Source organism: Mesorhizobium sp. USDA 4775 (assembly GCF_054062655.1).
In genome coordinates this window covers 4,033,595-4,051,109 of the sequence record NZ_JBSSFM010000001.1, presented here as the reverse complement: position 1 = coordinate 4,051,109, position 17,515 = coordinate 4,033,595, and the positions used below count along the sequence as shown (strand labels likewise).

Below are 17,515 nucleotides of genomic sequence, written 5' to 3'. Positions count from 1 at the left end.
AAAATGAGAATGGCTCTGCCTGATTTCAGCATGCGCCAGCTTTTGGAAGCTGGCATTCACTTCGGCCACCAGACCCACCGCTGGAACCCGAAGATGGCGCCCTACATCTATGGCGCCCGCAACAACATCCACATCATCGACCTCTCGCAGACGGTGCCCTTGCTGCACCAGGCGCTGAAGCAGGTTTCCGACACCGTCGCCAAGGGCGGCCGCGTGCTGTTCGTCGGCACCAAGCGCCAGGCGTCCGACATCGTCGCCGATGCGGCGCAGCGTTCGGCCCAGTACTACGTCAATTCGCGTTGGCTCGGCGGCATGCTGACCAATTGGAAGACGATCTCGAATTCGATCCAGCGCCTGCGCAAGCTCGACGAGATGCTGGCCGGCGAGGCCCAGGGCCTGACCAAGAAGGAGCGCCTGAATCTCGACCGCGAGCGCGAGAAGCTCGACAAGGCGCTCGGCGGCATCAAGGACATGGGCTCGACGCCTGACCTGATGTTCGTGATCGACACCAACAAGGAAGCGATCGCCATCCTGGAGGCCAAGCGCCTCGGCATCCCGGTCGTCGCCATCATCGATTCGAACTGCGATCCGGACAAGATCGACTTCCCGATCCCCGGCAATGACGACGCGGCCCGCGCCATCCAGCTCTATTGCGACCTGATCGCCAAGGCTGCGATCGACGGCATCGCCCGTCAGCAGGGCGCGCTCGGCGTCGATATCGGCGCTTCGGTCGAGGCCCCGGTCGAGCCGGCGCTCGATCCGGCTCCGTCGACCGAGGCCCCGCAGGCGTAAAACGGCGAGGGCCGGTTCCGGCCTTCATCTTTCTAATATTTTGGCACGCTAAACGGACGCATCATCGAGTACCGGTGGTGCGTCGGTGCATTTAAAACAAAGAGGCGACAATGAGCATTTCGGCTGCACAGGTCAAAGAACTCCGCGACTTGACCGGCGCGGGCATGATGGACTGCAAGGCGGCGTTGAACGAGACGAACGGCAACATGGAAGAGGCCGTCGACTGGCTGCGCAAGAAGGGCATCTCCAAGGCTGACAAGAAGGCCGGCCGTACCGCGGCCGAAGGCCTGATCGGCGTCGATGCCGGCGTGCGCGAAGCTGCCATTGTTGAGGTCAACTCCGAGACTGACTTTGTGGCCCGCAACGAGCAGTTTCAGGAGCTCGTCCGCAACATCGCCAAGGTGGCGCTCGCCTACGGCACGACCGAGGCGGTGGCTGCCGCCAAGTATCCCGGCTCGGACAAGACTGTCACCGAGGTGATCAAGGACGCTGTCGGCACCATCGGTGAGAATATCAGCTTCCGCCGCTCGGCGAAGCTCACGGTGCCGCATGGTGCCGTGGCGACCTATGTCCATAATTCGGTTGCCGACAACCTCGGCAAGCTCGGCGTGCTGGTCGCGATCGAGACCACGGGCAATGAACATGCCGCCAACGCCTTTGCCCGCCAGGTCGCCATGCATGTCGCCGCCACCAACCCGATGGCGTTGACGGTGGAGCAGATCGATCCGGCAGCGGTAGAGCGTGAGAAGGCGATCTTCTCCGATCAGGCGCGCCAGTCCGGCAAGCCGGAAGCGATCATCGAAAAGATGGTCGAGGGCCGCCTGCGCAAGTTCTACGAGGAAGTCGTGCTCCTGAAGCAGGCCTTCGTGCTCAATCCCGACATCACCGTCGAGAAGGCGCTGAAGGATGCCGAGAAGGAAATCGGCGCGCCGGCCAAGATCACCGCCTATCTGCGCTTCGCGCTCGGCGAAGGCATCGAGAAGGAAGCGACTGATTTCGCGGCGGAAGTCGCCGCGGCGGTCAAGAAGTAAACTCCTGCCGCTTTATTCCGAAAGCGTTTTTCGGCCGGATGTCCGCAGGGATGTCCGGCCGATTTCTTGTGCGGTGTCGATAAAGGCCCGCAGTTTCGGCGCCATCGTCGCCCGGCGCGGGAAGTAGAGGAAAAGGCCAGGTTCCTCGATTGCCGATTGCGGCAGAACCTGCACCAGGCGGCCGGCTACAAGATCGGCGCGCGCCAGCGGCTCGAACATATAGGCAAGGCCCACTCCGGCAAGCGCCAGGTCAATCGCTGCGAGCGAATCCGTGACGATGGCCGTACCGCCGGTCTGCACCACGACATCCTTGCCGTCTTCGGTCAAATCCCAGCGATAGAGGGCACCGGAGCGGACAAGCCGGTAGCCGATGCAATTGTGGTTGGCGAGATCGGCCACGCTGCGCGGACGGCCGCGGCGTCCGATATAGGCGGGAGAGGCGACGATGACGGTTTTGAACGGAGGCGTGAGCCGCACGGCCACCATGTCCTGCGCGATCATCTCGCCTAGCCGGATGCCGGCATCAAAGCCTTCGCCGACGATGTCGACCAGCCCCTGGTCGGCGAAAATCTCTACCGTAACGTCCGGATAGCGCTCGGCCATCGCCGCGACGACAGGCGTCACCGCCAACGGAATCGCGATGGTGGAGGCGTTGATCCTGAGCAAGCCGGAGGACCTGCCCTTGACGCTGCGGATTCGATCGATCCGTTCACCAATATCCTGAAGGGCAGGAGCCGCGGCCTCCACCAGCGCCTTTCCGGATTCGGTCAGCGAAACACTGCGCGTCGTGCGCGCGAACAAGGGCTGGCCGATACGCTCCTCGACCAGCCGTACGGCGTGACTGACCGCCGACGGGCTCATGCCGAGTTCGGCCGCCGCGAGCGCGAAGCCGCCACGCCGGGCAACGGCAACGATCACAGGCAGATGTATGAGGAGATCGCGATCCATTCATGAGCAATATCGCATGGTCTTTGCGAACAATGCAATCTTATCGATGCCTCCGCCGGGGTCCACATTGTCGCCAACGCACCGGCGCCCACACATTGGCAATTGGCTGGTTGCATCAAGGAGAAGAGACATGAATGCGTTGAAGCACGTGACGTTCGCGGCAGGCATGGCGCTGGCGCCGATCGATGCCGGCGGGGCGGAACCCTCCGGCTGGCAGGCACTTGCGGACGAACGCGCGGTCATCCGGATCGCCGACGCCATCGACCGCGCCGTCGACGCGCAGGACTGGAAACTGGCGCGCAGTTATTTCGCGGATCGGGTTACCGCCGATTTCAGCAGCCTGTCCGGGCAGCCGGCGGCCAACATCGCCTCCGACGACCTGATCGGCGCCTGGGCCGGCAACCTCAAGGGCAGCAAGACAAGCCTGCATCTGCGCACAAATCATCAGGTCGTTCTCGAGGCGAACACGGCGACGGTCCGCTCGAACGGCTATGCCTGGAACCGGATGGAGGGCAATGGCGACCCGCTTTGGGAAGTCTGGGGCACCTATGAGCATCACCTGACGCGCTCCACCGCCGGCTGGAAGGTCGACGGCTTCGCGTTCCACATGACGCATGAGCGCGGCAACGTTTGGGTCAAGGCAACGCCGGGCAATGACACGGCGGGCCAGTGACACCGCGGCATTCACCAGCAAGCATTGGAAGACGATCATGACCATGACCTATTACACGCTCGGCAACAGCGGCCTCAGGGTCAGCCGGCTCGCTCTGGGCACGATGACTTTCGGCAAGGAATGGGGGTGGGGAGCCGACAGGAACACAGCCCGGGCGATGTTCGACGCCTATGTCGAGGCGGGCGGCAATTTCTTCGACACGGCGGACCTCTACACCGGCGGCACGGCCGAAGCCTGGCTTGGAGAATTCATCGCCGAGCAGGGCTTGCGTGACACCGCGGTGATCGCCAGCAAGTTCACCATGAACATGCAGCCGGGCAATCCGAATGCCGGCGGCAACGGCCGCAAGAACATCATGCGGGCGGTCGATGCCTCGCTGAAGCGGCTGGGCACCGACTATATCGATCTCTATCTCATGCATGTGTGGGACAGGCTGACGCCGGCCGAAGAGGTCATGCGTACGCTGGATGACCTGGTGCGGATGGGCAAGGTGCGCCATGTCGGCCTGTCCGATGTGCCGGCCTGGTATGCGGGGCGCGCGCAGGCGATCGCCGAACTGCGCGGGTATGAGCCGGTTTCGGCCCTGCAACTCGAATACTCCCTGGCCGAACGCGCGATCGAGAACGAGTTCGTGCCTTTCGGCACGCGCCATGGCGCCGGCATCATGGTCTGGAGCCCGCTGGCCAGCGGGCTGCTCAGCGGCAAGTATCGGCCGGCCCAGGCCGGAAATGTGGGCCGGCTCGACGGGTTCCGCAATTCGACGCATCCGGGCTTCCAGAAATTCACGGAGCGCAACTGGGCCATCGTGACCGAACTCGAGAAGGTTGCATCCGAGCTCGGCCGCAGCATGCCACAGGTCGCGCTCAACTGGGTGGCGACGCAGCCGGGGATCGCAACAGTCATCCTCGGTGCGACCACGCTGGCCCAGATACAGGACAATCTTGGCGCGCTGGACTTCGAGATTCCGGCAGCGCTTCGCGACCGGCTGGATTCGGTCAGCAGAACGCCGACGCCGTTCCCCTATTCCTATTTTGGGCCGCAGATACAGGCGCGCGTCACAGGCGGCGCTGCGACCGGCGACAAGCCCTCCGGCTACGCATTGCCGGTGCTTGTCGAGGGCGAGCCAGCCAGCGTGTCCGCCGGCTGATCGATCCGGCAGGCTGCCACCAATTTGCCGGTCGGGCGCCGCGTGACATCGCGGCGCCCTTCGTGTATCGGAACTCGGCATCGTGCCAATGTTCGGGGCGCGACGCCTGCGCGAGGGCGGCCAGCCCAGGCGTGACCACATACAAAAATGACGAGGACCAGATGACGGTGAAGCCCCTCTACCGACGTGTCTTGCTGAAAGCGTCGGGCGAAGCGTTGATGGGCGAACAGCATTTCGGCATCGATGTCTCGGTCGTGGATCGCATCGCCGCCGACATCGCCGAGGCCCGCGCTCTGGGCATCGAGGTCGGCGTCGTCATCGGCGGCGGCAATATCTTTCGCGGCGTGGCCGTCGCCTCCAAGGGCGGGGACCGGGTCACCGGCGACCACATGGGCATGCTTGCCACGGTCATCAATTCGCTGGCGTTGCGCACCTCGCTGAACAAGATCGGCGTCGACGCCGTGGTGCTGTCCGCGATCGCCATGCCGGAGTTGTGCGAAAGCTTTTCACAGCGCCAGGCCACCGCCTACATGAACCAGGGCAAGGTGGTGATCTTTGCCGGCGGCACCGGCAATCCGTTCTTCACCACTGATTCGGCGGCGGCACTGCGCGCGGCCGAAATCGGCGCCGATGCGTTGTTCAAGGGCACGCAGGTCGACGGCGTCTATTCTGCCGACCCGAAAAAGGATCCGAAAGCGACGCGTTTCGAGCGCATCAGCCATGCCGAAGTCATAAATCGAGGCCTTTCCATCATGGATACGGCTGCGATTGCACTTGCGCGCGAAAACAACATTCCGATAATCGTCTATTCGATCCACGAAAAAGGTGGTTTCGGCGATATTCTGAGGGGCGGCGGCCGCTGCACGGTCGTCGCGGACGATTGATCCCGGGCCTGATCCCTACAAAGGGGAAACCGGCTTTTCGAAAATCAGGCTCGAACGGGGCCTTGCCCCGAAGCAGTGAACCCGCAGCAGACGGGTCGAGGAGACTAGGATGAGTGGTGAGTACGACGATCTCAAGCGGCGCATGGATGGGGCAATCGCCGCGTTCAAGCATGACCTGGCTTCGCTGCGGACCGGCCGCGCCTCCAGCAATCTGCTCGATGCCATCCAGGTGCAAGCCTACGGCACCACCATGCCGATCAACCAGGTCGCCAACGTCACGGTGCCGGAGCCGCGCATGATCTCGGTGTCGATCTGGGACAAGTCGATGGTCGGCGCCGTCGATCGCGCCATCCGCGAATCCAACCTGGGTTTCAACCCCATCGTCGACGGCACCAATCTGAGGATTCCGCTGCCGGAGCTCAACGAGCAGCGCCGCAAGGAACTGGTCAAGATCTCGCACGGCTATGCCGAGAATGCCCGTGTCGCCGCGCGCCATGTGCGCCGCGACGGCATGGACTTCCTGAAGAAGGCCGAGAAGGACGGCGTTATCAGCGAGGATGATCAGCGCAAACGTTCGGATCAGGTCCAGAAGCTTACAGACGAAACGATCAGCACCATCGATCATCTGCTTTCCGACAAGGAAGCTGAAATCATGCAGGTTTAGGGTTGGCGGCCGGCTGACCCGAAAGCGAGATCATGACAACGCCCGCGCACGTCGCGATCATCATGGATGGAAATGGACGCTGGGCCAAGGCGCGCGGCATGCCTCGGCTCGCCGGTCATCGCGCAGGCGTTGAGGCATTGCGCAAGACGGTGCGCGCGGCGCCCGATCTCGGCATCTCGTTCCTGACCGTCTATGCGTTCTCGTCGGAGAACTGGTCGCGGCCGAAGGCCGAGGTCAGCGACCTGATGGGGCTATTGAAGCTGTTCATCCGCCGTGATCTCGCCGAACTGCACCAGAGCGGCGTACGGGTCAGGATCATCGGAGACAGGGCAGGGCTGCAGGCCGACATCCGAGGGTTGCTCGAAGAGGCCGAATCGCTCACCGCCCGTAACGAGTCCCTGACGCTGGTGATCGCCTTCAACTATGGCGGGCGCGACGAGATCGTTCGCACGGCGCGCAAGCTTGCCTCGGCCGCGGCGCGCGGCGAAATCGACGCCGAATCGATCACCGCAGAGAGCTTTGCCGGCTGTCTCGACACCCAAGGCATTCCCGATCCGGAACTGGTCATACGCACCAGCGGCGAGCTTCGCCTGTCCAACTTCCTCTTGTGGCAGGCCGCCTACAGCGAACTCGTCTTCCTGCCTTGCTATTGGCCTGACTTCAGCCGCGAACACCTTGCCGAGGCGTTGCGCGAATTTGCCGGCCGCGAGCGCCGTTTCGGCGGATTGGGCCCGCAAGACGTCGCTTCGCGACCGGCCGCGGGATGAGCAACCTTCAGCTCCGCGTCATTTCAGCGGTCGTGCTTGCCGTCATCGCCCTTGGCCTGACCTGGCTTGGCGGCCTGCCATTCCGACTGCTGTGCGCGGCCATGTCGGCGATGATCTTCTACGAGTGGACACGCATGTCGCGGCCCGCCGCGGCCAATGGGCTAGGCTTCCTGCCCGAGGCGCTGGTCGTCGTTTTCATCGGCGCCTTGATTGTCGGGCTTGCCGCACCGTGGCTGCTGCTGCTTGTCGTGATTCTGATCGCCGTTACGGCGATTGCCGCCCTGGTTCGCAAGGCCGGGCAGTGGGAGGCAAGCGGTCTTGCCTATGCCAGCGTGTCCGGCCTGTCGCTTGCGTTGTTGCGCGATGGCGACCATCCGGGCCTCGTCGCCATCCTGTTCCTGTTCGCGGTGGTCTGGGCGACCGACATTTTTGCCTATTTCGTCGGGCGCGCCGTCGGTGGTCCCAAACTGGCGCCGTCGATTTCGCCCGGCAAGACGCGCAGCGGCGCGGTCGGCGGCGCTGTCGGTGGCGTTGTCGCCGGGGTCATGCTGGCAGCAGTCGCCGGTGCCGGCAACCTGGCGCTGCTTGGCTTCGTGGCGCTTGTGCTTTCGATTATCGCCCAGGCTGGAGACCTGTTCGAATCCTGGGTCAAACGGCGGCATGGCCGCAAGGATTCGGGCGTGCTCATTCCAGGCCATGGCGGCGTCATGGACCGTGTCGACGGGCTTGTCGCGGCGGCTCTTGCTCTATACGTCATTGGCTGGATTTCGGCGGGCGCCGATCATCCGGCGCAGGGGCTGTTTCCGATTTGAACGGTGTCGTTTCACGATCTGGTGCGGGCGTGCCTTGGATTCGCCTGGATTGATGTCACAGTCACCGCGACAGCGGAAGAATTTGAGGGCATGAGTTGAACGGGATTCTTCACGCGATTTTCAGCACCGAAGGCTTTTTTCTCGGCACGCTCGTGCCGTTTCTCTTCGTGCTGACCGTGGTGGTGTTCGTCCACGAGATGGGCCACTACCTCGTCGGCCGCTGGTGCGGCATCGGGGTCAAGGCCTTCTCGATCGGCTTCGGTCCCGAACTCATCGGCTTCAACGACCGGCATGGCACGCGCTGGAAGCTTTGCGCCATTCCACTTGGCGGCTATGTCAAATTTGTCGGCGACATGAACGCCACCTCCAGCCAGCCCACCTCGGAAGATCTCGAAACGCTGACCGACGAGGAGCGCAAGGTTGCCTTCCACACACAGGCCATCTGGAAGCGAGCGGCGACCGTGGTGGCCGGGCCCCTGTTCAATTTCCTGCTGGCGATCGTCGTCTTTTCCGTGCTGTTTGCCTCCTATGGGCGTTATGTCGCAGAGCCCATGGTGGCGGAAGTCACGGCGGACAGTCCGGCGGCAAAGGCCGGCATCCAGCCTGGCGATCGATTCGTCAGTGTTGACGGCAGCAAGGTCGAAACCTTTGGCGATGTGCAGCGGCTGGTCTCGGGCCGCGCCGGCGATACCATCACCTTTGTCATGCTGCGCGACGGCAAGGAAGTCACGGTGACCGCGACGCCGCAGTTGATGGAGCAGCAAGACGCGCTCGGCAACAAGGTCAAGGTCGCGGTGATCGGCGTCGTCAACAACAAGGAACTCGGTCAGCCGCGTCTCATCACCTACACACCGGTCGGGGCGGTTGCGGCGGCAGTTGAGGAAACAGGCCACGTCATCGAGCGCACCGGCCAGTTCTTGCAGCGTTTCGCCGTCGGGCGCGAGGACAAGTGCCAGTTGGGCGGTCCCGTCAAGATCGCGGACATGGCCGGCAAGGCGGCGAAACTCGGTTTCGAATGGCTCGTGCAGCTCGTCGCACTGCTCTCTATTGGCATAGGTTTTCTAAACCTTTTGCCGATTCCCCCCCTCGACGGCGGCCATCTGTTGTTCTACGGGGTGGAGGCCGTCATTCGCCGGCCGGTGTCGGAACGGATGATGGAAATGGCCTATCGGGCCGGTCTGCTCCTGGTCTTGTGCTTCATGGGTTTCGTGTTCTGGAACGATCTGTTTGGATGCTGAAATCATGAAGAAATTTGGCTTTGGCATGGTCGATGTTGAGACGCCGTTTACCATGCACGGGGATATGAGTGACGCGAAAGCCACGCACCAGGGTTAAGTAAATACAAATTAACCAGAAGCCTTGCGTGTAGGGAAAATCCGGTTAATACGGTAGGGGAAATTACCGCACGTCCGGTTTTTCTCGCCGTGGGGACTACGAGAAAAGGTTATTAAGCCCGATGAAGGCAGCATCCAAGTTTCTGAGCGCCGCGTCAGCGGCGGCACTGTCCGCCGCTCTGGTCGTGCCAGGTGCGCTCGCAGTACAATTCGTTGCCACATCGGCGGCTGAAGCCGCTGTCGTCAGCAGGGTGGAGGTGAGCGGCAACCAGCGTGTCGACGCCGATACCATCCGCAATTACATCACCATCAAGCCGGGCAAGGCCTTCTCCAGTTCCGATGTGGATGCGGCCGTCAAGGCGCTGTTCGGCACTGGCCTGTTCTCGGACGTCCAGATCAATCAGGTCGGCTCGACGCTGGTGGTCAAGGTTGCCGAGTACAAGGTCGTCAACCAGGTGCTGTTCCAGGGCAACAAGAAGCTCAAGGACAATGCGCTTGAGGCGGCGGTTCAGCTGAAGCCGCGCGGCACATTCTCGCAAGCGACGCTCGATTCCGACGTCGAGGCCGTGAAGGCCGCCTACAGGCGCATCGGCCGCGATGATGCCGGCGTGACCACGCAGATCATGGAACTCGGCGACAACCGCGTGAACGTGGTGTTCCACATCACCGAAGGCGACCGCACGCAGATCGCGGCGATCAATTTCGTCGGCAACAGTGCCTATTCGAGCCGTCGTTTGTCGGACGTGATCAACACCAAACGCTCATCCTGGGTGTCGTTCATCCTGCGCGACGACGTCTATGACGAGGACAAGCTGCGCGCCGACCAGGAGCTGCTGCGCCGCTTCTACTACAATCACGGCTACGCCGATTTCCAGGTCGTGTCGGCCGTCGGCGAACTCGACAATGCGACGAACAAATACACGGTCACCATCACCGTCCAGGAAGGCGAGCGCTATAATTTCGGCGATATCAGCGTCGAAAGCACGATCCCGGAAGTCGACTCCAAGTCGCTGGAATCGGTGGTCGAGACCCACAAGGGCGATGTCTACAACGCCAAGGATGTCGAGGACTCCATCATCGCTCTCACCGAGAAGGTGGCCGGTTCAGGCTATGCCTTCGCGCAGGTGACGCCGCGCGGCGACCGCAATTTCGAGAACCATACGATTTCGGTGGTCTATACGGTCGACCAGGGCACCAAGGCCTATATCGAGCGCATCGAGATCCGCGGCAACGACCGTACGCGTGACTATGTCATCCGCCGCGAATTCGATGTCAGCGAAGGCGATGCGTTCAACCAGGTGCTTATCCAGCGCGCGAAGAAGCGCCTGGAAGACCTGAATTATTTTGACAAAGTCGAAATCTCGACGGTGCCCGGCTCGCAGCCCGATCAGGTGGTGCTGGTTGTCGACGTGGTCGAGAAGTCGACGGGTGAATTCTCCGTTGGCGCCGGCTATTCGACCGGCGGTGACACGGCAGGCCCGTCCGTCGAAGGCTCGATCACCGAGCGCAACTTCCTCGGCCGAGGCCAGTTCATCAAGATTTCAGCCGGTGGCGGCAAGAATTCGCGCGACTATAGCCTTTCGTTCACCGAGCCGTATTTCCTCGGACGGCGCATTGCCGCCGGCTTTGACATCTACAAGTCGACGAGGGAGTACAATAACAACTACGACAGCGATACCACGGGCGCGACAATCCGCTTCGGACTGCCGATCACCAACAGCATCACGACCCAGCTGGCGTACAATATCGCTCAAGAGAAGTACAAGGTCGACGACAGTTGCGGTCCTACCAGCGTCGGAGATCCAGACGGCACCTGCACGATTTCGCCGGCCATCTTGGATGGCATTGATCAAAGTCCTTGGATCAAGTCGTCGGTCAGCCTGGGGCTGGTCTACAACACCATCGACGACATGAAGAACCCGCATGAGGGTATCTACGCCAACACGACCGTGGAGGTCGCGGGTCTCGGCGGCGATGCCAAATTCGTGAAGATTACCGGTCGCGGCAGCGTCTATCAGGCGCTGTCCGAGCAACTCGACCTTGTCGGCCTCATTTCGGGTGGCGCCGGTCACGTCGAGGGTTACGGCAACGAAGGCGGTCTGCGCATCTTCGATCAGTTCCAGAGCACCGACCGCATGATCCGCGGCTTTGCCTATGGCGGCATCGGTCCGGTCGACTCCGCTGGTGTTGGCGACCATCTGGGCGGCACGACCTATTTCAACGCCTCTGCCGAGGCCCAGTTCCCGCTGCCGGTCGTTCCCGAGAGCTTCGGCCTGCGTGGCGCCGTATTCGCCGACGCGGCAACGCTCTACGGTAACAAGATCGGCAACCAGAGCTTGGTTGATCAGTCGTCGGTTGGCATGAAATTGCGCGCTTCGGTCGGTGTCGGCCTGATGTGGGCCTCGCCGTTCGGTCCGATCCGTATCGACTATGCGATCCCGGTCAAGAAGGAAGCGAGCGACGACGTGCAGGAATTCAACTTCGGCATATCGACCCGCTTCTGATCGGCGGCAAACGATGTTCCTGGATTTTTTGGATCCGGGAGAAATGTTCCGACCTAGCTGGATATAGCTTCTGGAATGACCGATCCGGTGTTCTTCGCGCCATCACGCCGGTATACGGCGGCCGAAGTCGCGAATCTGACCGGCTCGGTGCTTGTCGATTCCGGCCAATCCGACGTTTCGATCGAGGCGCTGGCGCCGGCCCACGAAGGCGGTGCCAATGCGCTCGTCTTCGTCGATGGCAGGCGCAATTCCGCGCTGATGCCGTCATTGCGGGCGGCCGCGGTGCTGTGTCCGGCGGAATTCGCCAACAAGGCGCCGTCCAGCGTCGCCGTTTTGGTCCATCCGCGTCCGCAACAGGCATTCGCCCTGGTCGGCCGACTGCTGTTTCCGACAGCTGCCACGCCGGGTCCAATGACCAGTGAGACCGGTATTTCACCGCATGCCCATATCGATCCGACCGCGCATATCGAAGCCGGCGCCATTATCGAGGCAGGTGTGGTCATCGGGCCAGGCGTCTCGATCGGCAAGGGCACCGTCATCGCGCCAAACGCGGTTATTGGACAATCTTGCCAGATCGGCCGTGACGGCTATGTCGGCCCGGGCGCCAGCATCCAGTATGCGCTGATCGGCAATCGGGTCATCATCCACGGCGGCGCCAGGATCGGCCAGGACGGCTTCGGCTTTGTCGGCGGTGCCAAGGGTCCGGAACGCGTTCCCCAGATCGGACGGGTCGTCATCCAGGACGATGTCGAGATCGGTTCCAATTCCACCGTCGATCGCGGCGCCATGTCCGATACGATCATCGGTCAGGGCACCAAGATCGACAATCTCGTGCAGATCGCCCATAACGTCCGCATCGGCCGCAATTGCATAGTGGCCGGGCTTTCAGGTATTTCCGGTTCCGTGGTCGTGGGTGACAACGTTACGATGGGCGGCGGCGTCGGGCTTGCGGATCACTTGACCATCGGCTCAGGAGCCAAGCTTGCCGCCAGAAGTGGATTTATGAACAATGTTCCCGCCGGCGAGATCTGGGGCGGTTATCCGGCACAGCCGATGGCGGAAGCCATGCGGGAGATAGCCATGTTGCGCACGATGGCTAGGGCACGCAAGCAGGGCAAGGACAATGGCTGATATGGTGGCGGCGACGACGCTGGAAGCGGTCGACATACTGGGGCTGATGAAGCTCCTGCCGCACCGCTATCCCTTCCTGATGATCGACCGCATCGTCGACATCGATGGCGACGATTCCGCCGTAGGCATCAAGAACGTCACCATCAACGAGCCGCATTTTCAGGGGCATTTCCCGGAGCAGCCGGTGATGCCGGGCGTGCTGATCGTCGAGGCCATGGCGCAGACGGCAGGCGCCATCTGCATCCGCAGCCTTGGGGCGTCGAAGCCGTCGCTGGTCTATTTCCTGACCATCGACAATGCCAAATTCCGCAAACCGGTCGTTCCCGGCGACCAGTTGAAGATTCACGTCAAGAAAATCAAGAAGCGCGGCAACCTGCTCAAATTCGCCTGCGAAGCCCTGGTCGATGGCACCAAGGCGGCCGAGGCCGAGATTTCAGCCATGATGGTCACCGGCGACTGACGATCGAGTGCTTATGAAAATCAAGACTTCAATCCATCCTTCCTCCGTCGTGGAAGAGGGCGCTCAAATCGGTCAGGGTGTGCGCATAGGGCCGTTCTGCCATATCAGCGCCGATGCCGTGATCGGCGATGGTGTCGAACTGGTCAGCCATGTCTCCGTCATGGGCGCGACCACCATCGGCGCCTCGACCAAGGTCTATCCGATGGCGACATTGGGCGCACCGCCGCAGAACACCAAACACAAGGGCGGCCGCACGACGCTGGTCATCGGCGCCAACTGCACCATCCGGGAAGGCGTCACGATGCATGTCGGGACCGACACCAGCCGCGGCGAAACGACAGTGGGCGACAATGGCAATTTCCTTGCCTACGCCCACATCGCCCATGATTGCGTTGTCGGCAAGAACGCCACCTTCGCCAATGGCGCGACGCTGGGCGGCCACTGCGAGATTGGCGACAACGTCTATATAGGCGGCCTCAGTGCCGTTCATCAATTCGTGCGTGTCGGCGACAATGCCTTTCTTGGCGGGTGCTCGGCCTTCGTTGGTGACGTCATTCCCTATGCCATTGCCGTCGGCAACCGCGCCAGCTTGCGCGGTTTGAACATCATCGGCCTCAAGCGCGCCGGTCTGCCGCGTTCCGAAATCTATCTGTTGCGCAAAGCCTACAGGACGATTTTCGACCGCTCTCGCACCGTTGGCGAGAACATCGAATTCGCCAAGGCCGAGTTCGCCTCTTCGCGGACCGCCATGAAGATCGTCGACTTCATCAGCAGTCGCGGCAAGCGGCACTATGCAGTGCCATCGCTAAAAGGCAGCGATGGCGACGATACCGACGATGAAGACTGAGGCCGCTTCCGCCGGTCTTGATCTCCCGCCAGATGCCAGGGTCGGCATCATCGCAGGCGGCGGCAGTCTTCCGGTCGAAGTCGCGGCGGGCTCGGCCGGGCAAGGTTATCCGCCCTTCATCGTCCTCATGGAGGGCGAAGCCGACCGTCTGCCGGAATTGTGCCGGTACGAGCATGAGACCCTTGCCCTGGAGGCGATCGGCTCGCTTATTCCTTTGCTCAAACGCCACCGGATTACCCATCTGGTGCTTGCCGGCGAGATCAAGCGCCGGCCAAGGCTGACGCATCTGCGCCCAAGCCTTAGCCTGCTGGCGGTGATACCAATTGTCGTCATGGCGCTGGCGCGTGGCGACGATGGCCTGTTGAAGGTGGTGGCGCGCGGTCTCGAGGCCCGAGGGATAAAGGTCATGGGCGCCCACGAAATCGTGCCGAGCCTGGTCGCCGCCGAAGGGGTCTTGACCAAAGCGGTGCCGCAGAAATCGGATTGGCGCGACATCGAGGCAGGCTTTGCCGCGGCGAAGGCCATCGGGGCGCTGGATATCGGCCAGGCGGCGATCGCGGTCGGCGGCCGGGCCATTGCGCTCGAGGGCATCGAGGGTACGGCCGGATTGCTCGACCGCGCCAAACTGCTGCGTGGTCACGGCCGCATCGCCGGCAAGACCCGCGGTGTCCTGGTCAAATGTGCCAAGCCTGGCCAGGAACTGCGCGCGGACCTTCCATCCATCGGGCCGCAGACGGTCGAAGCGGCATATGCGGCCGGGCTTGCCGGCATTGCCGTCGAAGCGGGGCGCTCACTGATCCTCGAAGGCCCCGCAACCCTGTCGCGCGCCAATGAACTTGGTCTGTTCATCGTCGGCCTGGCCGCAGCGGAGCCTGCACATGGCTGACAGGGCGTTGAAGATCGCGATCGTCGCCGGCGAGGAATCGGGTGATCTGCTCGGCGCCGACATCGTGCGTTCACTCCGCCAGATAACAGGTCGCGAGGTGCGGCTCGTCGGCCTCGGCGGCCGGCATCTCGGCGAATTGGGCCTGGTGTCGCCCTTCGATGCCGGTGAGATCGCGCTGATGGGTTTCAGCGCCGTCCTGCGCGACCTGCCGCGCCTCATCAGGCGGATCGGCCAACTGGCCAAAACCATTGCCGAAGAAAAGCCGGACTGCCTGGTCACCATCGACAGTCCGGACTTTTCCTTGCGCGTCGCCAGGAAGGTACGGGCAGCCAATCCGTCGATACCGATCATCCATTATGTCTGCCCGAGCGTCTGGGCCTGGCGGCCGGGCAGGGCGGTGGCGATGAAGCCCTATGTCGACCATATCCTCTGCATCCTGCCGTTCGAGGTGAAGGAACTCGACCGGCTGGGCGGCCCGCCGGGCACCTATGTCGGGCATCGCCTGACGCATGATGCGGGCGTGCTTGCCTCCCAGAAGGCGCAGGCCTTGCCGCGCGATCTTGCCCAGGACCGGATCAAGACATTGCTCGTCCTGCCGGGCTCGCGGCGCGGCGAGGTACGGCGACTGATCGAACCATTCGGCGAGACCGTGTCGATACTGCGCGCGCGCGGGCATCGGCTGCGACTGCTGCTGCCGACGGTTCCGCATGTCGCCGATCTCGTCAAATCCTCGGTCAATCGTTGGGACGAAAAACCCGAAATCATCGTTGATCCGCAACGCAAATGGCAGGCTTTCGGCAAGGCCGATGCCGCGCTGATCGCATCGGGGACCGTGTCGCTGGAACTGGCTTTGGCTGGTGTGCCGATGGTGTCGTCCTACAGGCTCGATCCGGTCGCCCGTGCCGTTGCGCCGTATCTTGTTTCGGTCTGGTCGGCGCTGCTGCCCAATCTCATCTCGGATCGCGCGCTCATCCCGGAGTTCTACAACGAGTACGTCAAGCCGAACAATCTGGCTCGCCAACTGGAAGCGTTGTTTGCCGACAGCGGCATGCGCGCCTGGCAGAAGGACGGCTTTGCGGAGATTGCGCTGCGCATGGCGACGGACAAGCCGTCGGGCGAGATCGCGGCGGGCGTTGTGCTGCGCCATATAAAAAAGGCGCCCTGAGAGGCGCCTTTTTTTAATCGGCAGCTTCGGTCAGCGCTTGGCGATCGGCACGTAGTCGCGCTCCGGCGCACCGGTGTAGAGCTGGCGCGGGCGGCCGATCTTCTGGCGCGGATCCTCGATCATCTCCTTCCACTGCGCGATCCAGCCGACGGTGCGTGCGACCGCAAACAGCACGGTGAACATGGTGGTGGGGAAGCCCAGCGCCTTCAGCGTGATGCCGGAATAGAAATCGACATTCGGGTAGAGCTTCTTCTCGATGAAATAGGGGTCGGTCAGCGCGATCTTTTCCAGTTCCATCGCGATGTCGAGCAGCGGATCGTCCTTGATGCCGAGTTCGCCCAGCACCTCGTGCGCCGTTTTCTGCATGATTTTCGCGCGAGGATCGTAGTTCTTGTAAACGCGGTGACCAAAGCCCATCAGCCGGAACGGGTCGTTTTTGTCCTTGGCGCGGGCGATGAATTCCGGGATGTGATCGACATGGCCGATCTCGCCCAGCATGTTGAGCGCCGCTTCATTGGCGCCGCCATGGGCCGGGCCCCACAGGCAAGCGATGCCGGCGGCGATGCAGGCGAACGGGTTGGCGCCCGACGAGCCGGCGAGGCGAACCGTCGAGGTCGAGGCATTCTGCTCGTGATCGGCGTGCAGGATGAAGATGCGCTCCATGGCGCGCGCCAGCACCGGGTTGATCTTGTATTCCTCGCACGGCACCGCAAAGCACATATGCAGGAAGTTTGCCGCGAAACCGAGATCGTTCTTCGGGTAAATGAAGGGCTGGCCGATATGGTACTTGTAGGCCATGGCCGCGATCGTCGGCATCTTGGCGATCAGGCGCATCGACGCCACCATGCGCTGGTAGGGGTCGGAGATGTCGGTGGAGTCGTGATAGAAGGCCGACAGCGCGCCGACCACGCCGCACATCACCGCCATCGGGTGCGCGTCGCGGCGGAAGCCGGTGAAGAAGCGCGACATCTGCTCGTGCACCATGGTGTGGCGCGTCACGCGGTAGTCGAAATCGTCCTTCTGCGCCTTGGTCGGCAGTTCGCCGTAGAGCAGGAGATAGCAGACTTCGAGGAAGTCGCCGTGTTCGGCCAGCTGGTCGATCGGATAGCCGCGGTGGAGGAGAATACCGGCGTCGCCGTCGATGAAGGTGATCTCGGACTCACAGCTTGCCGTCGAAGTGAAGCCGGGGTCGTAGGTGAAGGCGCCGGTCGTGCTGTAGAGCGAGGCGATGTCGATGACGTCGGGTCCGACGGAGCCGCTTCGCACCTTGAATTCATGGGTCTTGCCGGCGAATTGAAGCGTTGCGGTAGCCTCTAGGTTCGCGCCGCCCACATCCAGTTTTTTCGCAGCTTCGGTCATTGCAAACTCCTTGTTGTTTCCTCATGCCGGCAAAGGCAAATTCTGCAGAGCGACACGTCGAAATCACCGCAATGCGCGTATTCGCCACCGCATTTTAGGAGGTGCGTGCCA

General features: G+C 62.4%; 17 protein-coding genes. 15 read left to right on the top strand and 2 right to left on the bottom strand.

The features are described from left to right. Nucleotides 1-9 precede the first annotated feature (9 nt). Nucleotides 10-792, top strand: coding sequence for a 30S ribosomal protein S2 (rpsB, locus tag ACVILI_RS19855; RefSeq protein WP_010909556.1), 783 nt, complete (start codon nt 10-12; stop codon nt 790-792). A 110-nt stretch (nt 793-902) separates the two neighbouring features. Beyond that, on the top strand, nt 903-1,823 hold the full coding sequence (tsf, locus tag ACVILI_RS19850) for a translation elongation factor Ts (protein WP_038646878.1): 921 nt from the start codon (nt 903-905) through the stop codon (nt 1,821-1,823). A 12-nt stretch (nt 1,824-1,835) separates the two neighbouring features. Here the strand turns inward: tsf and ACVILI_RS19845 are convergent, their stop codons facing one another. Then, complete coding sequence (locus ACVILI_RS19845; RefSeq protein WP_240565034.1) at nt 1,836-2,771, bottom strand: LysR family transcriptional regulator; 936 nt, start codon at nt 2,769-2,771, stop codon at nt 1,836-1,838. Between the two features lie 130 nt (nt 2,772-2,901). On the opposite strand from ACVILI_RS19845, the gene ACVILI_RS19840 reads away from it, so the two are divergent. From ACVILI_RS19840 to lpxB, 13 genes are all read left to right on the top strand, one after another. Further along, nucleotides 2,902-3,444: a nuclear transport factor 2 family protein gene (locus ACVILI_RS19840; protein ID WP_038646874.1), complete on the top strand. Its 543-nt coding sequence runs from the start codon at nt 2,902-2,904 to the stop codon at nt 3,442-3,444. 37 nt (nt 3,445-3,481) lie between these two features. After that, entirely contained in the window at nt 3,482-4,591 is a 1,110-nt protein-coding gene (locus ACVILI_RS19835) for an aldo/keto reductase (protein WP_038652721.1), read from the top strand. Nucleotides 4,592-4,752: 161 nt separating this feature from the next. After that, nucleotides 4,753-5,475, top strand: coding sequence for a UMP kinase (gene pyrH, locus ACVILI_RS19830; protein ID WP_038646872.1), 723 nt, complete (start codon nt 4,753-4,755; stop codon nt 5,473-5,475). Between the two features lie 109 nt (nt 5,476-5,584). After that, nucleotides 5,585-6,139 carry a ribosome recycling factor gene (gene frr, locus ACVILI_RS19825; RefSeq protein ID WP_010909550.1) on the top strand — a complete coding sequence of 185 codons (555 nt, stop codon included), beginning with the start codon at nt 5,585-5,587 and terminating at the stop codon, nt 6,137-6,139. 32 nt (nt 6,140-6,171) lie between these two features. Continuing rightward, entirely contained in the window at nt 6,172-6,906 is a 735-nt protein-coding gene (locus ACVILI_RS19820; RefSeq protein WP_019858199.1) for an isoprenyl transferase, read from the top strand. Beyond that, nucleotides 6,903-7,718 carry a phosphatidate cytidylyltransferase gene (locus ACVILI_RS19815; RefSeq protein ID WP_038646870.1) on the top strand — a complete coding sequence of 272 codons (816 nt, stop codon included), beginning with the start codon at nt 6,903-6,905 and terminating at the stop codon, nt 7,716-7,718. Before ACVILI_RS19820 ends, ACVILI_RS19815 begins: the two co-directional genes overlap by 4 nt. A 95-nt stretch (nt 7,719-7,813) precedes the next feature. Then, nucleotides 7,814-8,956 carry an RIP metalloprotease RseP gene (rseP, locus tag ACVILI_RS19810; protein WP_038646868.1) on the top strand — a complete coding sequence of 381 codons (1,143 nt, stop codon included), beginning with the start codon at nt 7,814-7,816 and terminating at the stop codon, nt 8,954-8,956. Between the two features lie 218 nt (nt 8,957-9,174). Continuing rightward, a complete protein-coding gene (gene bamA / locus ACVILI_RS19805; RefSeq protein ID WP_457102574.1) occupies nt 9,175-11,556 on the top strand; it encodes an outer membrane protein assembly factor BamA in 2,382 nt (793 codons plus the stop codon). 75 nt (nt 11,557-11,631) lie between these two features. After that, nucleotides 11,632-12,687, top strand: coding sequence for a UDP-3-O-(3-hydroxymyristoyl)glucosamine N-acyltransferase (gene lpxD / locus ACVILI_RS19800; protein ID WP_457102573.1), 1,056 nt, complete (start codon nt 11,632-11,634; stop codon nt 12,685-12,687). Beyond that, nucleotides 12,680-13,147, top strand: coding sequence for a 3-hydroxyacyl-ACP dehydratase FabZ (gene fabZ, locus ACVILI_RS19795; RefSeq protein ID WP_020628878.1), 468 nt, complete (start codon nt 12,680-12,682; stop codon nt 13,145-13,147). The genes lpxD and fabZ overlap by 8 nt, the downstream gene beginning before the upstream one ends. A gap of 13 nt (nt 13,148-13,160) precedes the next feature. Beyond that, nucleotides 13,161-13,994, top strand: a complete 834-nt coding sequence (gene lpxA, locus ACVILI_RS19790) for an acyl-ACP--UDP-N-acetylglucosamine O-acyltransferase (RefSeq protein WP_038646866.1) — start codon at nt 13,161-13,163, stop codon at nt 13,992-13,994. Next, a complete protein-coding gene (locus ACVILI_RS19785; RefSeq protein WP_038646864.1) occupies nt 13,966-14,880 on the top strand; it encodes an LpxI family protein in 915 nt (304 codons plus the stop codon). The genes lpxA and ACVILI_RS19785 overlap by 29 nt, the downstream gene beginning before the upstream one ends. Next, nucleotides 14,873-16,045 (top strand): lipid-A-disaccharide synthase, encoded by a 1,173-nt coding sequence (gene lpxB, locus ACVILI_RS19780; protein ID WP_038646862.1) that lies wholly within the window; start codon nt 14,873-14,875, stop codon nt 16,043-16,045. Before ACVILI_RS19785 ends, lpxB begins: the two co-directional genes overlap by 8 nt. Before the next feature lie 30 nt (nt 16,046-16,075). On the opposite strand, the gene gltA is transcribed toward lpxB, so the two are convergent. Continuing rightward, nucleotides 16,076-17,404 carry a citrate synthase gene (gene gltA / locus ACVILI_RS19775; protein ID WP_038646860.1) on the bottom strand — a complete coding sequence of 443 codons (1,329 nt, stop codon included), beginning with the start codon at nt 17,402-17,404 and terminating at the stop codon, nt 16,076-16,078. Nucleotides 17,405-17,515: the final 111 nt, after the last annotated feature.

Excerpts from the sequence above, each read along its gene's own strand:
- fabZ (WP_020628878.1), top strand. The coding sequence starts at position 12,680 with ATGGCTGATATGGTGGCGGCGACGACGCTGGAAGCGGTCGACATACTG.
- ACVILI_RS19785 (WP_038646864.1), top strand. The coding sequence starts at position 13,966 with ATGGCGACGATACCGACGATGAAGACTGAGGCCGCTTCCGCCGGTCTT.
- lpxD (WP_457102573.1), top strand. The coding sequence starts at position 11,632 with ATGACCGATCCGGTGTTCTTCGCGCCATCACGCCGGTATACGGCGGCC.
- frr (WP_010909550.1), top strand. The coding sequence starts at position 5,585 with ATGAGTGGTGAGTACGACGATCTCAAGCGGCGCATGGATGGGGCAATC.
- ACVILI_RS19815 (WP_038646870.1), top strand. The coding sequence starts at position 6,903 with ATGAGCAACCTTCAGCTCCGCGTCATTTCAGCGGTCGTGCTTGCCGTC.
- ACVILI_RS19835 (WP_038652721.1), top strand. The coding sequence starts at position 3,482 with ATGACCATGACCTATTACACGCTCGGCAACAGCGGCCTCAGGGTCAGC.
- ACVILI_RS19845 (WP_240565034.1), bottom strand. The coding sequence starts at position 2,771 with ATGGATCGCGATCTCCTCATACATCTGCCTGTGATCGTTGCCGTTGCC.
- ACVILI_RS19840 (WP_038646874.1), top strand. The coding sequence starts at position 2,902 with ATGAATGCGTTGAAGCACGTGACGTTCGCGGCAGGCATGGCGCTGGCG.
- gltA (WP_038646860.1), bottom strand. The coding sequence starts at position 17,404 with ATGACCGAAGCTGCGAAAAAACTGGATGTGGGCGGCGCGAACCTAGAG.
- rpsB (WP_010909556.1), top strand. The coding sequence starts at position 10 with ATGGCTCTGCCTGATTTCAGCATGCGCCAGCTTTTGGAAGCTGGCATT.
- tsf (WP_038646878.1), top strand. The coding sequence starts at position 903 with ATGAGCATTTCGGCTGCACAGGTCAAAGAACTCCGCGACTTGACCGGC.
- lpxB (WP_038646862.1), top strand. The coding sequence starts at position 14,873 with ATGGCTGACAGGGCGTTGAAGATCGCGATCGTCGCCGGCGAGGAATCG.
- bamA (WP_457102574.1), top strand. The coding sequence starts at position 9,175 with ATGAAGGCAGCATCCAAGTTTCTGAGCGCCGCGTCAGCGGCGGCACTG.
- lpxA (WP_038646866.1), top strand. The coding sequence starts at position 13,161 with ATGAAAATCAAGACTTCAATCCATCCTTCCTCCGTCGTGGAAGAGGGC.
- pyrH (WP_038646872.1), top strand. The coding sequence starts at position 4,753 with ATGACGGTGAAGCCCCTCTACCGACGTGTCTTGCTGAAAGCGTCGGGC.
- ACVILI_RS19820 (WP_019858199.1), top strand. The coding sequence starts at position 6,172 with ATGACAACGCCCGCGCACGTCGCGATCATCATGGATGGAAATGGACGC.